Here is a 13,351-nt window from a genome sequence, read left to right on the forward strand (position 1 = left end):
CATCAGTCGTAGCCCGCTTCCACCGACCAGCCGTCGGCGCCGCAGACCATCAGCCAGGCACGGCCGTCGGCCCCGACCACCTGGAACCGCGAGCGCAGCCCGGCTCCCCCGGCCCACCACGTCTCGTCGACCGGCCACGGCCCGGCCCACGCGCTCACCGGCTGCCACGGCAGCCGGACCCGGTCGCCGCCGACGCGGAACCGGCGGGGCTCGGCGGTGACCGCGCCGCGCTCGGTGACCGCGACCGGGCGGTCGACGTCGTCGACGACGTCGGCGAGCAGCGGGGAGGTGAAGACCCGCACCGGCGGTGGGCCCGGCACCCGCCCCGGCCAGGGCCGGTCGACCGGCCGCAGGTCGACGGCCCGCTCACCCCACGGCACCGTGGCCTGCCGCGACGCGGGGCTGCGCCCGCCCTGGAGCACCGGACGACGCACCGCGTCGAAGCCGACCATCCCCTGCACCCGGGCGACCCCGCGCTCGACCAGGTCGTCGGAGCTGCCGCCCCACAGCGCCTCCCCGTGCGCCGCGGCCGGCTCGACGGTCTCGGGCACGAAGCGGACCCGCTCGATCGGGGCGCGCACCGAGCCCGACTGCTTGCGCGAGCGCAGCGCCGAGCCCGCCGCGGGCTGCAGCTGCCAGTGCACCCGGTCGACCAGGTCGCGGGCGCCGAAGTAGCGGGGGTGCAGCCAGGTGCGGGCCGAGACCGTGGCGCCGTCGGCGTCCGCCTCGACCCGGACGCCGGTCGCCACCAGCTGGCGGGCCGCGAGCTGGGCGACGAACCGCTCGGCGGTGGTGCGGACGCTGAAGGCCACCGCCTCCACCGAGTCGAGCGGCGGCTCGAAGACCACCTCGACGTCGAGCTCGGCGGGCGGGGTGCGGGCGGCGAACAGGGCGGGGTCCTCGCCGCGGGCGCGCCGCCACACCGTGGCCCCGTAGCGGCCGAGGCGGTGCTCGACCGCGTCGCCGGGCAGCGCGGCGAGGTCGCCGAGGGTCGGCAGCCCGAGTCGGCGCAGCAGGCTGACCGCCTCCCGCCCGGCCGGCCCGTCGCCCTCGAGGACGTCGACCGGCAGGGTGCGCAGGAAGCCGGCCGACCCGCCCGGCGCCACCACCTCCCACCCCTGGACGACGGCGCGGCGGGCCGCCTGCTCGGCGGTGAACAGGTCGTCGGCGATGCCGATCCGGACGTCCCACACCGCCGACTCGACCAGGGCCTGGCTGACCGTCGCGGCGGCGTTCTGCTCGGTGCCGAACCAGCTGCCGGGCGCCCGCACGGCCAGCAGCCCGGGCCGCAGCGCCGCGACGCCGGGGCGGAGCTCCTCGACGGTCGCCAGCACCGGCTCGAAGGCCCGGGCGTCGCGGTCGGGGTTGTCGTGCAGCAGCAGCAGGTCGGGGCAGCGCGACTGCGCGTCGCGGCGGCGCTGGCCGCGACGCACGCCCTCGGCGCGGGCCGGGCCGTTGCAGACCTCGACGACGTTGCCCGACAGCACCGCGGCCGGCATCCGCTCCGGCTGCTCGGCCTCGGCCAGCCCGGCCACCACCGACCAGTCGGGGCACCAGAGGACCATCACCCTCATCCGGACGCCTCGCGGATCGGGACGACCGGCGAGGCGACACGCGACGGCACCGCCGGCTCGACCCCGCCGCCGGCGCCCGGGAACCACAGGTCGGCGCGCACCGGCGGCCGCGCGCCACGGCGCACGGCGACCCGGGCCCGGCGCTCGCGCAACCAGCCCGCCCCGGCGTCGGGACCGCTCCAGCGCGACTCCTCGAGCGTGAGCCGGGCATCGACGCGGGGCCAGTCACCCCACACGACCAGCACCGAGGAGCGGGTGCGCAGCCGGGACTCGAGGATGCCGGCGGCGCGGGCGTCGACCGCCGCGCCCACCCCGGTCGGGGGGCGCAGGACGACGACCCGCAGCACGTCGACGAGCGCCGCGGTCACCTCCAGCCAGTGCTCCCCCGGGTCGGGCACCAGGACGGTGCGGGCCAGCTCGACCCCCAGCCCGGCCGCGGCCTCGGCGCCGAAGTCGCTCCAGCCGGCGAAGCCCACCCACTCACCGGCCTGCGAGGCCCCGGCGGCCAGGGCCAGGCCGAGGGCGGCGGAGTCGACGCCGTAGGTGCCGCCGGCGTGCAGCGGGACCAGGTCGGCGAGGGCCGGCAGCGTCGCGACCGGCTGCCGGGCGGGCTTGCGCTCCATCGCCGCGACCCGCTCGCGCAGCTGGTCGACCACCGAGCGCGACGGGTCGAGGGGCGAGAGGGTGGATCGAGCGGGCACCCCTCATGATCGAACACATGTTCGAACGGGTCAAGCGGGCGAGGTCCCCACACGAGGTCGAGCACGGCCGGCGCCCGGTCGCGGACCTCGTCGACCGACAGCCCCTCCCGCTGCACGAGGAGCACCGACGTCAGCGTGCCATCCTCCAGCACGGCCGCCTGGGCCGAGACGTCGGACCGCCCCCTCGTCGCACCCACCCCACGCACCGCGGAACGGCCGCGAGCGGCTCGAGCGGCCCAGACGGTCCGCGCCGGATCAGGGACGGGTCAGCGCTTGCGCTTCTCGCGCACCCGCTGGGTCAGCACGATCGGGGTGCCCACGAAGCCGAACTCCTCGCGCAGCCGGCGCTCGATGTAGCGCTCGTAGGAGGCGTCGAGCTTGCCGGAGGTGAACAGCACGAACGTCGGCGGCGCGGTGCCGGCCTGGGTGCCGAACATGACCTTGGGCTGCTTGCCGCTGCGCACCGGGTGCGGGTGCTCGGCGACGAGCCGGCCCAGGAAGCCGTTCAGGACGCCGGTGCTGACCCGGGTCTCCCAGCCCTCGAGGGCGCGGTCGATCGCCGGCACCAGCCGGTCGACGTGCCAGCCGGTGCGGGCGGTGAGGTTGATCCGGGGCGCCCACTGCACCTGCACCAGGTCGCGCTCGATCTCGCGCTCCAGGTAGTAGCGGCGCTCGTCGTCGACGAGGTCCCACTTGTTGAAGGCGATGACGAGGGCCCGGCCGGCCTCGCGGATGGTCTGGATGATCCGCAGGTCCTGCTCGGAGACGGTCTGCCCGCCGTCGACGACCAGCACGGCGACCTCGGCGCGGTCGATCGCGGTCGTGGTGCGCAGCGAGGCGTAGTACTCGTGGCCCGAGGCCTCCTTGACCCGCTTGCGGATGCCGGCGGTGTCGATGAAGCGCCACGTGCGGCCGCCGAGCTCGATCAGCTCGTCGACGGGGTCGACGGTGGTGCCGGCGACGTTGTCGACGACGACGCGCTCCTCGCCCGCGAGCTTGTTGAGCAGCGAGGACTTGCCGACGTTGGGCTTGCCGACGATCGCGATCCGGCGCGGTCCGCCCGGCTCCTTGTCGCGGTCGGGGGGCGGCTCGGGGAGCGCGTCGAGGACGGCGTCGAGCATGTCACCCGAGCCGCGGCCGTGCAGCGCGGAGACCGGCCACGGCTCGCCGAGCCCGAGGTTCCACAGGGCGTAGGCCTCGGCCTCGGCGCGGGCGTCGTCGACCTTGTTGGCCGCGAGCACCACCGGCTTGCCGGACTTGCGGAGGATCTTGACGACCTCGGCGTCGGCGTCGGTGATCCCGATGGTCGCGTCGACGACGAAGAGGACGGCGTCCGCGAGGGTCACCGCCACCTCGGCCTGGGCGGCGATCCGCTGCGCGAGGCCCCGGGCGTCGGGGTCCCAGCCGCCGGTGTCGACGACGGTGAAGGCGCGCCCGTTCCAGTGCGCGTCGTAGGACACGCGGTCGCGGGTCACGCCCGGGACGTCCTCGACGACGGCCTCGCGGCGCCCGATGATCCGGTTGACCAGCGTCGACTTGCCGACGTTGGGCCGTCCGACGACGGCCAGGACCGGGATGGGTCCGTCGGGGGTGTCGTCGTCGCCGAACCCCTCGGGGGTCTCGTAGCCGCTGTTGTCCGTGGTCATGCCGATTTCTCCGTAACGCCCCCGCCGGGGTCTGGCTCGTGCTGGCCCGCAGGCAGGGGCCCGGGAAGCGAACGCCCGGTGGCCCGGATTGCTTCCGCGAGGTCGGCCAGCATCCGGGACCGGAGCAGGCGTGACGTCTCCCCCACATCGTCTCGCGTCCGGGGCCACAGCACCGCATCGACGGCGTGCGGCGTGCCGAAGACCACGTCGATCCGGGCCCGGCGCGGGGGCAGCGACGAGCTCGACCCGCCGGGCTCGCGGGTGCCGAACCACAGCACCGGGACGATCGGCGCGCCCGTGGTCAGGGCCAGGTAGGCGGCGCCGCGGTGGAACAGCTCGAGCTCGCCGGAACCGCGGGTGCCCTCGGGGAAGATCCCGACGACACCGCCGTCGCGCAGCACCCGCACGGCCGACTTCACCGCACCCGGGTCGGTGTGGAAGCGGTCGAGCGGGATCTGGCCGGCGCTGGCGAGGAAGCGCCCGAGCGGGCCACGGAACATCTCGACCTTGGTCAGGGCGTGCACCGGGCGCGGGGCGAGGATCGCCAGCAGCGGCCCGTCGATGATCCCGATGTGGTTGGCCGCGAGCACGACGGGACCCTCGCGCGGCACGTGCTCGGCGCCGTGCACGTGCACGTCGTAGCGGTGCTCCACCAGCCACCGGGTGACCGGGCGGGCGCCGCGCAGCAGCCACCGCGGCGGCCGGCGGACGCCGTCGGTGCGCGGGAGGTCGGTGTGCCGGCTCACGGGGTCGGGCTCACGGGGTCGGCGCGAGCGTGCGCTCGACGAGGTCGACGAGGAGGTCGATCACCTCGTCGAGGGTGTAGGGGGTGGTGTCGACGTGGACGGCGCCATCGGCCTGCACCAGGGGCGCGGTCGCCCGGCCGGAGTCGATCCGGTCGCGCTCGCGCAGCACCTGCTCGGTCGCGGCGACGTCGGAGCCGCCCTCCTCGAGCGCACGCCGGGCGGCCCGGGCGGCGGGGTCGGCGGTGACGTAGACCTTGACCTCGGCCTCGGGCCACACCGTCGAGCCGATGTCGCGTCCCTCCACCACGATCCCGCCGCCCGGACCACCGGGTGGGGCGATGATCTCGCGCTGCTGGGCGAGGAGCCGGGCCCGCACGGCCGGCACCGTGCTGACCGGCGAGACCGCCCGGGTGACCTCCTCGGTGCGGATCGCGGCGCTCACGTCGACGCCGTCGACCGCGATGGTCGGGCCGTCGGGGTCGGTGCCGGAGGCCAGCACCGGCTCGCCGGCCCGGGCCGCGACGGCGTCGGGGTCGTGGACGTCGACGCCGTGCTGCAGCATCCACCACGTGACGGCCCGGAACATCGCCCCGGTGTCGAGGTAGCGCAGGCCGAGCCGCCCGGCGACGCCGCGGCAGGTGCTCGACTTGCCCGACCCCGACGTGCCGTCGACGGCGACGACGACGGTGGCGAGCGTGCTGACGTCCGTGCTGGGGTCCCCTGTCACGGGGGACGATCCTACGTGCTGGGCTGCTGCTCGTCGGGCACGGACCGGACCCGGGTCAGGTCCGAGCGCAGCGCCGCGGCGCCGTGCAGGTAGCAGTGGGTGATCTCGGCGCGCGGCAGGTCGCTCTCGACGTGGGCCATCATCCGCACCACCCGCGGCATCGAACCCTCGATCTCGAGCTCGCGGGCACAGATCAGCGGGACGTCGCCGAACCCGAGCTGGCGCGCGGCGTAGGCCGGGAACTCGCTGCGCAGGTCGCTGGTCGCGGTGAAGATCACCGAGATGAAGTCGTCGACGCCGAGCCCGTTGGACGTCATCACGTCGAGCACCATCTCCGAGACCCGCTCGAGCATCTGCCCACGCTCGTCGACCTCGAGCTGGGTCGCTCCCCTGACTGCACGCACTGCCATGCCCGCAAGGCTAGTGGCCCGCCGGTCGCCCCCGCCCCCGGCCCGTGGTCAACCGGGCTGGTAGCTGCCGAACGACCAGTGGTTGCCCTCGGGGTCGCGCACGCTGCCGCCGCGGCCGCCGTGGTCCTGGTCGACCACGGCCCGCTCGAGGGTGGCGCCGGCGGCGAGGGCCCGCTCGACGGCGCCGTCGGGGTCGTCGGTGACGAGGTAGGCCGAGGACCGCCCCGGCGCGGTGACCGGCGAGTCGGGGCGCGCGGTGCCGAGCATGATCCCGCCGCCGCCCTCCCAGACCCACTCCGCGTGCTCGACGACGCCCGGGTCCTCGGCGCTGCGGTAGGTCGCGTGCTCGCGGAAGCCGATCGCGGCCAGCCAGGTGGTCATCACGTCGGCGTCGCGGACGCTCATGCTCTGCCAGTGCTTGATGTCGGTGGTGTCCATGGCCTCACCCTGCCCCCGGCGCGGGCTCCCGGGCTTGGACGGATGGGAGCTCCCTGTGCCGCCACTGCGAGGGGCTGCACCCGGCGAGGACGACCCACTCGCGGGTCAGGTGGGACTGGTCGGCGTAGCCGCAGCGCGCGGCGGCGTCGGCCAGGGACGTCGCCGGGTCGCGGACCAGCGCGTGGCTGCGCTCGAAGCGCGCCAGCCGCCGGTACTCCTGCGGCGACACCCCGCACTCGGCGCGCACGAGGTCGCCCAGGTGCCGGCGGCTGTACCCGACCTCGTCGGCCACCTCCGCGACCCCCGCCCCCCGCGTGAGCCGCGCCAGGGCGCGGCCGACCTCCGCCCGCGGCGCGGCGGCGTCGTGCCTGGCCAGGGCCGCGGTGAGGGCCAAGGTGACGACGCCCGCCCAGTCGCGGGGCCCGGTCGCGGCCAGCTGCTCGGGGAGCCCGCGCAGCGCCGGGTCGACGTCGGCCACGTCGGCCAGCGCTCCGGCCAGCGCGCCGGCCGGCAGCCCGAACAGGGCCCGGGCACCGGCGACGGTGAGGTCGAGGTAGACCCCGCGCTGGCGCCGGCCGTGCCGGATCTCGGCCGGGCCCGGGTGCAGCCCGGCGACGTTCGCCCACGACGACACCCGGGCGCCCCCGGCCCAGCCGACGTCGAGCGGCTCGTCGACGGCCAGCACCAGCGTGAGGTGGGTCGACGGCATCCCGATGTGCACGCCGGGCTCGCCGCACACGTCGTACGGCACCAGGCCCGCGACGTACGGCGCCAACACCCCGGGGACGCTCACGACCCCGAACCTACGCGCTCCGGGGCGCCCGCGCCCGCTACAGCCGGACGCTGTCGAGCAGCGCGCCCAGCTCGTCGTTGGTGAGCTCGCGCAGCTCCCCCGACGGCAGGCCGCCGAGGCGGACCGGGCCGAGCTGGATCCGGCTGAGCTTCTTCACCGGGTGGCCGAGGTGGTCGAGCAGCCGGCGCACGATGCGGTTGCGGCCCTCGTGGATCACCAGCTCGACGATCGACTTGCCCTGTTGCGCGGCGACGATGCGCGCCTGGGTCGGCCGCACCGGCCCGTCGTCGAGCTCGACGCCGGCGAGCAGGGTCGCGACGGTCTCCTTGGTCACCCGGCCCTCGACCTCGGCGACGTAGGTCTTGTCGACCTCGTGGGAGGGGTGGGCCATCTTGTTCGCGAAGTCGCCGTCGTTGGTGAGCAGCAGCAGCCCGGAGGTGTCGGTGTCGAGCCGCCCCACGTGGAAGAGCCGCTCGGGCCGGTCGGCGACGACGTCGGCGATCGTGCGCCGGCCCTCGGGGTCCGACATCGTCGAGACCACGCCGCGCGGCTTGTTCAGCACGAGGTAGACGTGCTCGGAGACCGGCGGGAGCCGCAGGCCCGAGACCCGGATGACGGCGGTGCGCGGGTCGACCTTGGTGCCGAGCCGGGTGACGACCTCACCGTCGACCTCGACCTCGCCGTCGAGCATCAGCTCCTCGCACTTGCGGCGCGAGGCAACCCCCGACTGGGCCAGCAGCTTCTGCAGGCGGATCAGGCCGTCCTCGTCGGTCGCGACGTCTCTCATGCGGGTCCGTCCTGCTCGGGTGCTGCGTCGGTGGGCTCGTCGGTCGGTCCGGTCGCCGCGGCGGGCTGGGAGGGGGCGAGCATCTCGGCGAGCTCGTCGTCGAGGTCGTCCATGTCGGGCAGGTACGGCGCCAGCTCGGGGAGCTCGTCGATCGACTGCACGCCGATCCGCTCCAGGAAGTAGCTGCTCGTGCGGTAGAGCGTCGCACCGTGCTCGCCGTCGCGGCCGGCCTCCTCGACGAGCCCGCGCGAGAGCAGGGTGCGCATCACGCCGTCGACGTTCACGCCGCGGATCGCCGAGACCCGGGCGCGGGTCACCGGCTGCTTGTAGGCGACGACGGCGAGCGTCTCGAGCGCGGCCTGGGTGAGCCGGGCCTGCTGGCCCTCGAGCACGAAGCCCTCGACGACGGCGGCGTAGGCCTCGCGCGTGTAGTAGCGCCACCCGCCGGCGAGGTTGCGCAGCTCGAAGCCGCGGCCCTGCTCGTCGTACTCGGCGGCCAGCGCGGTGAGCGCGGCGGTGACCTCCTCACCGGGGTAGCCGACCGCGGTGGCCAGGGTCGTCTCGTCGAGCGGCTGGTCGGCCACCATCAGCACCGCCTCCAGCGCCGGGCGCAGCTCGGCCAGCGGCACGGCCAGCTGCTCGGACCCGGCGGGTTCGGCGGCGGGTTCGGCGGGCTCGGTCATCGGGTCTCCTCGGACGGCGCCGCCGGCAGCGGCGTCCCGTCGAACTCGTCGATCTCGGTCAGCAGCTCGTCAGCACCGGCGTCGTCGCCGTCCTCGTCGCCGGTCCAGCGCACGGTCAGCTCGCCGAGCGCGCGGACCTGCTCGAAGGCGACCGCGCCCTCGCGGAACAGCTCGAGCAGCGCCAGGAACCGGGCCACGGTGGTCAGGGTGTCGGGTGAGTCGCCGCAGAGGGCGCGGAACGTCATCGTGCCGCTGCGGCGCAGCCGGTCGAGCACCACGCCGGCCTGCTCGCGCACCGAGACGGTGGCGGCGTGGATGTGCTGGAGGCTGACCTCGGGAACCGCCCTCGGCTCCAGGGCCCGGGCGGCGAGGCCGGCGAACTGCTCCAACCCGATGCCGATCAGCACCTCCGGCAGCAGCCCCGCGAAGCGGTCCTCGAGCCCCACCGCGCGGGGGTGTCGGCGTCCCTCCCCCTCCAGGCGGGTGCCGAAGGTGGCGGCGACCAGCTTGAACGCCTTGTACTGCAGCAGCCGCGCGAAGAGCAGGTCGCGGGCCTCGAGCAGCGCGAGGTCCTCCTCGTCCTCGACGTCGCCCTGCGGCAGCAACCGGGCGGCCTTGAGGTCGAGCAGGGTCGCGGCCACGAGCAGGAAGGACGTCGTCTGCTCCAGGTCCCAGACGCTCCCGCCGGCCTTGACGTGGGCGATGAACTCGTCGGTGACCCGCGACAGCGCGACCTCGGTGATGTCGAGCTTGTGCTTGGAGATCAGGCTGAGCAGCAGGTCGAAGGGGCCCTCGAAGTTGTCGAGGTGCAGCGAGAAGGCGGGCGCGGACTCGAGCTCGGTCATGGCGCCGGCACCGACCCCGTCATGCGCGGGTCACTGCTGGCTCAGCCGCCGCACCAGCGCGCTGTCGTCGCCGCGCGCCTCGAGGTCCTCCAGCACCAGTGCCACCGCCTCGCGCACCAGGCGGCCGCGGTCGACGGCGAGTTCGTGGGCCCGGCGCAGCGTCAGCCGGGCGTTCTCGAGGTCGAGCAGCTCGTCGGCGGTGAGGTAGACGGTCACCTTCTCGTCGTGGCGCACCCGCCCGCTGGGCCGGCGCGGGGCGCCGGGCGCGACCGCGTCCGGGGCCGGGGCGGCGTCCGCCTCCGGGCGGGGCTGGGTGTCGGTCGGCCGGAACAGGTCGTCCGCGGCCGGCAGGCTCACGCGTCGTGCCACCGGGCGAGCACCTCCCGGGCCAGCTGTCGGTAGGACTCGGCCCCCGCCGAGCTCGAGGCGTAGGAGGTGATCGGCTCCCCGGCGACGGTGGCGTCGGAGAACTTCACGGTGCGGCGGATCACGGTGTGGAACACCGTGTCGCCCCAGGCCTGCACCAGGCGCTCCATCACCTCGCGGCTGTGGAGGGTGCGGCCGTCGAACATGGTGCCGAGGACGCCGTCGATCTCGAGGTCGGGGTTGAGCCGCTCGCGGACCTTGTCGATCGTGGTCTTGAGCAGCGCGACGCCGCGCAGGGCGAAGTACTCGCACTCGAGCGGGATCAGCACCCCCTGCGACGTGGTGAGCGCGTTGACGGTGAGCAGCCCGAGCGAGGGCTGGCAGTCGATGATGATGACGTCGTACTGCGACATGGCCGGGCGCAGCACCCGCTGCAGGGTCTGCTCGCGGCCGACCTCGTGCACCAGCTGCACCTCGGCGGCGGAGAGGTCGATGTTCGAGGGCAGCAGGTCCATGCCGGGCACGCCGGTGGGCACCACGACCTCGTCGAGGGTCACGTCGGACTGCATCAGCAGGTTGTAGATGGTCAGGTCCATCTCGTGCGGGTTGAGCCCCAGCCCGACCGACAGCGACCCCTGCGGGTCGAAGTCGACGAGCAGCACCTTGCGGCCGTACTCGGCCAGCGCCGCACCCAGGTTGATGGTCGTCGTGGTCTTGCCGACGCCGCCCTTCTGGTTGCACATCGACATCACCCGCGCCGGCCCGTGCGACGTGACCGGAGCGGGCTCCGGGAAGTCGCGGAGCGGGCGACCCGTCGGTCCGAGCCCGCTCCCGGGGGCGGCGGTGACGGGGTGCTCGAAGGGCAGGGACTCGGACACGGGCAGTCTCTCGGTCGTCGGACGGTCGGGTGGTGCTGTGCAGCCTACTTTTGTCGACACGGCGACGTCGGGGGGCGCGCGGCTCATCCTAGGACCGAACCCGGCGGCCGTCGCCGCAGGCACCCGGCCCGTCAGAGCCGGGTCATCGCCACCGTGGCCAGCACCAGCTCGCCGAGCTCGTCGGAGGCGTCGAGGTCGGCCACGGCGTCGATGACCCAGTCGTGGTGGCCCTCGGGATCCGCGATCGTCTGCCGCAGCCGCCACAGCCGCGCGGCGGGCAGGTCGGCCTCCTCGACGTCGTCGTCGACCTCGACGCCGGCCGGGACGCCGGTGGCCGGCTCGACCGCCAGCAGCTCCGGCGACCGGGCGTCCCCGTCGGTGCCGACGCGGTCGTGCTCGGCGTAGTACTCCTCGATGGCGGCGTCCCAGGCCGAGCGGGTCATCACGACCGCGCGCGGCGGGTCGAGCCGGTCGGCCGCGGCCCGCTCCAGGGCCATCAGTCCGTCCAGGTCGTCGCGGGCCACCAGGTCGACGCGGCGCCACATCGCGTTGCGCACCATCACCCGGAACGCCCGGTCCTGCCTCGACAGCGGTCTCGGGGACGACGGCGGCTCGTTCTCGGTGACCGCGCGGGCCGCGTGGTCGGGGTCGGTGAGCGCCTCCCACTCGTCGAGCAGCGAGGAGTCGGTCTGGCGGATGGTCTCGCCCAGCCACTCCAGGAGGTCCTCGAGGTCGGGGGTCCGGTGCTGCTCGGGCACGGTCTGGCGCAGCGCGCGGTAGGCGTCGGTGAGGTAGCGCAGCACCAGGCCCTCGGAGCGGGCCAGCTGGTAGCGCGAGACGAAGTCGGTGAACGACATGCCCTGCTCGAACATCTCGCGGACCACCGACTTGGGGTCGAGGGCGTCCTCGCGCAGCCACGGGTGCCGCTCGCGGTACATCTCGTAGGTCGCCCCCAGCAGCTCGGCCAGCGGCTGCGGCCAGGTGACCTGCTCCAGCAGGGTCATCCGCTCCTCGTACTCGAGGCCGTCGGCCTTCATCTCCATGATCGCCTCGCCGCGCGCGGCGTGCTGCTGGGCGAAGAGGATCTGGCGGGGCGCCTCGAGGGTGGCCTCGATGACCGAGACGATGTCGGCGGTGTAGTCGTCGGACTCGGGGTCGAGGACGTCGAGCGCGGCCAGCGCGAAGTGCGACAGCGGCTGGTTGAGCGCGAAGTCGTCGGGCACGTCGTCGGCCAGCACGTAGCGCCGGCCGAGGTCGTCGAGCCGGTCCAGCCGCACGACGGTGCCGGAGTGCACCAGGCTGCGACCCAGCCGCAGCGCCCGGCGCACCAGCCTCAGCTGGGAGCGGCGCGGCTCGTGGTTGTCGGTGAGCAGCCGGCGCAACACCGCCACGGCGTCCTCGTCGCGGGAGAGGACGTTGACGAGCATCGCGTTGTCGACCTTCATCCGCGACACCAGCTGCTCCGGCACGCCGGCGACCAGCTTGTCGAAGGTCTGCTCGGTCCAGACCACGGTGCCCTCGGGCGGCTTGCGCAGCTGGGCCTTGCTCTTGCGCCTGGCCTGCTTCTCCTCGCTCATCGCGGCGTTCCTGGCCTCGGCCTTGGCCTTGGCCCGCTCGTTCTCGATGGTGTGCTCGGGTGCCTGGACCACCACGTAGCCGGAGGTGTCGAAGCCGGCCCGGCCGGCCCGGCCGGCGATCTGGAGGAACTCGCGGGTGCGCAGCACACGCGAGCGGTTGCCGTCGTACTTGGCCAGCGCGGTGAACAGCACGGTGCGGATCGGCACGTTGATGCCGACGCCGAGGGTGTCGGTGCCGCAGATGACGGTGAGCGCGCCGGACTGCGCGAGCTGCTCGACCAGGCGCCGGTAGCGCGGCAGCATCCCCGCGTGGTGCACCCCGATGCCGCGCCGCAGCAGCTTGGAGAGGGTCTTGCCGAACCCGGCGCCGAACCGGAAGTCGGGCGGGATCTCGACGGCGTGCTCGGTGCCCTTCGGGAGCCACTTCGCGTTGAGCAACCCGGTGGCGTGCTCCACGGCGTCCTTCTGGGTGAAGTGGACGACGTACGCGGGCGCCTGGTGGGTCGAGACGATCTCCTCGAGCGTCTCGGCCAGCGGGGTCAGCGCCCAGGTGAAGGTCAGCGGGACCGGTCGCTCGGCCTCGTCGACCACGGCGGTCTCGCGGCCGTTGCGCCGGGTCAGGTCGGCGGCCAGCTCGCTGACGTCGCCGAGGGTCGCCGACATCAGGACGAACTGCGCCTGGGTCAGCTCCAGCAGCGGCACCTGCCACGCCCACCCGCGGTCGGGCTCGGCGTAGAAGTGGAACTCGTCCATCACCACGAGCCCGACGTCGGCCGTGGACCCCTCGCGCAGCGCGATGTTGGCCAGCACCTCGGCGGTGCAGCAGATGATCGGGGCGTCGGCGTTCACCGAGGCGTCGCCGGTGAGCATGCCGACCTGGTCGGCGCCGAAGACCTGGCACAGGTCGAAGAACTTCTCGCTCACCAGCGCCTTGATCGGCGCGGTGTAGAACGACACCCGGTCGGTGGCCAGCGCCGCCTTGTGGGCGCCGACCGCGACGAGCGACTTCCCGGACCCGGTCGGCGTCGCGAGGACGACGTTGTTGCCGGCCAGGATCTCCAGGACCGCCTCGTCCTGGTGCGGGTAGAGCTCGAGGCCGCGGCCCGCGGCGTAGGCGGTGATGTCGTCGTAGACGACCTCCCAGTCGTCCGCGTCGGCTGTCACGAGGTCAGTCTCGCAC

14 protein-coding genes are annotated in these 13,351 nt (G+C 74.4%); all 14 read right to left on the bottom strand.

Annotated features, from left to right (window positions below):
• Positions 1 to 2: 2 nt before the first annotated feature.
• The gene (locus FE634_RS11300) at positions 3 to 1,574 is read right to left on the bottom strand and encodes a Y-family DNA polymerase (protein WP_137295389.1); all 1,572 of its coding nucleotides are present in this window, start codon (positions 1,572 to 1,574) and stop codon (positions 3 to 5) included.
• Positions 1,571 to 2,275, bottom strand: coding sequence for a hypothetical protein (locus tag FE634_RS11305; protein WP_137295390.1), 705 nt, complete (start codon positions 2,273 to 2,275; stop codon positions 1,571 to 1,573). Before FE634_RS11305 ends, FE634_RS11300 begins: the two co-directional genes overlap by 4 nt.
• Before the next feature lie 266 nt (positions 2,276 to 2,541).
• A complete protein-coding gene (gene der / locus FE634_RS11310; protein WP_137295391.1) occupies positions 2,542 to 3,921 on the bottom strand; it encodes a ribosome biogenesis GTPase Der in 1,380 nt (459 codons plus the stop codon).
• Complete coding sequence (locus tag FE634_RS11315; protein WP_137295392.1) at positions 3,918 to 4,667, bottom strand: lysophospholipid acyltransferase family protein; 750 nt, start codon at positions 4,665 to 4,667, stop codon at positions 3,918 to 3,920. The genes der and FE634_RS11315 overlap by 4 nt, the downstream gene beginning before the upstream one ends.
• A gap of 10 nt (positions 4,668 to 4,677) precedes the next feature.
• Complete coding sequence (cmk, locus tag FE634_RS11320; protein ID WP_212721986.1) at positions 4,678 to 5,394, bottom strand: (d)CMP kinase; 717 nt, start codon at positions 5,392 to 5,394, stop codon at positions 4,678 to 4,680.
• 11 nt (positions 5,395 to 5,405) lie between these two features.
• Positions 5,406 to 5,804 (bottom strand): chorismate mutase, encoded by a 399-nt coding sequence (aroH, locus tag FE634_RS11325; RefSeq protein ID WP_138875932.1) that lies wholly within the window; start codon positions 5,802 to 5,804, stop codon positions 5,406 to 5,408.
• Positions 5,805 to 5,852: 48 nt separating this feature from the next.
• A complete protein-coding gene (locus FE634_RS11330; RefSeq protein WP_212721988.1) occupies positions 5,853 to 6,242 on the bottom strand; it encodes a VOC family protein in 390 nt (129 codons plus the stop codon).
• A gap of 4 nt (positions 6,243 to 6,246) precedes the next feature.
• Positions 6,247 to 7,035, bottom strand: coding sequence for a helix-turn-helix domain-containing protein (locus tag FE634_RS11335; protein WP_148240603.1), 789 nt, complete (start codon positions 7,033 to 7,035; stop codon positions 6,247 to 6,249).
• A gap of 37 nt (positions 7,036 to 7,072) precedes the next feature.
• Complete coding sequence (locus FE634_RS11340) at positions 7,073 to 7,822, bottom strand: pseudouridine synthase (protein WP_137295396.1); 750 nt, start codon at positions 7,820 to 7,822, stop codon at positions 7,073 to 7,075.
• Entirely contained in the window at positions 7,819 to 8,505 is a 687-nt protein-coding gene (scpB, locus tag FE634_RS11345; protein WP_138875933.1) for an SMC-Scp complex subunit ScpB, read from the bottom strand. The genes FE634_RS11340 and scpB overlap by 4 nt, the downstream gene beginning before the upstream one ends.
• On the bottom strand, positions 8,502 to 9,350 hold the full coding sequence (locus tag FE634_RS11350; RefSeq protein WP_138875934.1) for a segregation and condensation protein A: 849 nt from the start codon (positions 9,348 to 9,350) through the stop codon (positions 8,502 to 8,504). The genes scpB and FE634_RS11350 overlap by 4 nt, the downstream gene beginning before the upstream one ends.
• A gap of 30 nt (positions 9,351 to 9,380) precedes the next feature.
• Positions 9,381 to 9,719, bottom strand: a complete 339-nt coding sequence (locus FE634_RS11355) for a hypothetical protein (protein ID WP_138875935.1) — start codon at positions 9,717 to 9,719, stop codon at positions 9,381 to 9,383.
• Positions 9,704 to 10,594, bottom strand: coding sequence for a ParA family protein (locus FE634_RS11360; protein WP_246060931.1), 891 nt, complete (start codon positions 10,592 to 10,594; stop codon positions 9,704 to 9,706). Before FE634_RS11360 ends, FE634_RS11355 begins: the two co-directional genes overlap by 16 nt.
• Positions 10,595 to 10,725: 131 nt before the next feature.
• The gene (locus FE634_RS11365) at positions 10,726 to 13,335 is read right to left on the bottom strand and encodes a DEAD/DEAH box helicase (protein ID WP_137295401.1); all 2,610 of its coding nucleotides are present in this window, start codon (positions 13,333 to 13,335) and stop codon (positions 10,726 to 10,728) included.
• Positions 13,336 to 13,351 lie beyond the last annotated feature (16 nt).

Source organism: Nocardioides sp. S-1144 (assembly GCF_005954645.2).
GTDB classification, from domain to species: domain Bacteria; phylum Actinomycetota; class Actinomycetes; order Propionibacteriales; family Nocardioidaceae; genus Nocardioides; species Nocardioides dongxiaopingii.

Coding starts and splice junctions, on each gene's coding strand:
- scpB (WP_138875933.1), bottom strand. CDS start 8,505: ATGACCGAGCCCGCCGAACCCGCCGCCGAACCCGCCGGGTCCGAGCAG.
- FE634_RS11330 (WP_212721988.1), bottom strand. CDS start 6,242: ATGGACACCACCGACATCAAGCACTGGCAGAGCATGAGCGTCCGCGAC.
- FE634_RS11340 (WP_137295396.1), bottom strand. CDS start 7,822: ATGAGAGACGTCGCGACCGACGAGGACGGCCTGATCCGCCTGCAGAAG.
- aroH (WP_138875932.1), bottom strand. CDS start 5,804: ATGGCAGTGCGTGCAGTCAGGGGAGCGACCCAGCTCGAGGTCGACGAG.
- der (WP_137295391.1), bottom strand. CDS start 3,921: ATGACCACGGACAACAGCGGCTACGAGACCCCCGAGGGGTTCGGCGAC.
- FE634_RS11350 (WP_138875934.1), bottom strand. CDS start 9,350: ATGACCGAGCTCGAGTCCGCGCCCGCCTTCTCGCTGCACCTCGACAAC.
- FE634_RS11300 (WP_137295389.1), bottom strand. CDS start 1,574: ATGAGGGTGATGGTCCTCTGGTGCCCCGACTGGTCGGTGGTGGCCGGG.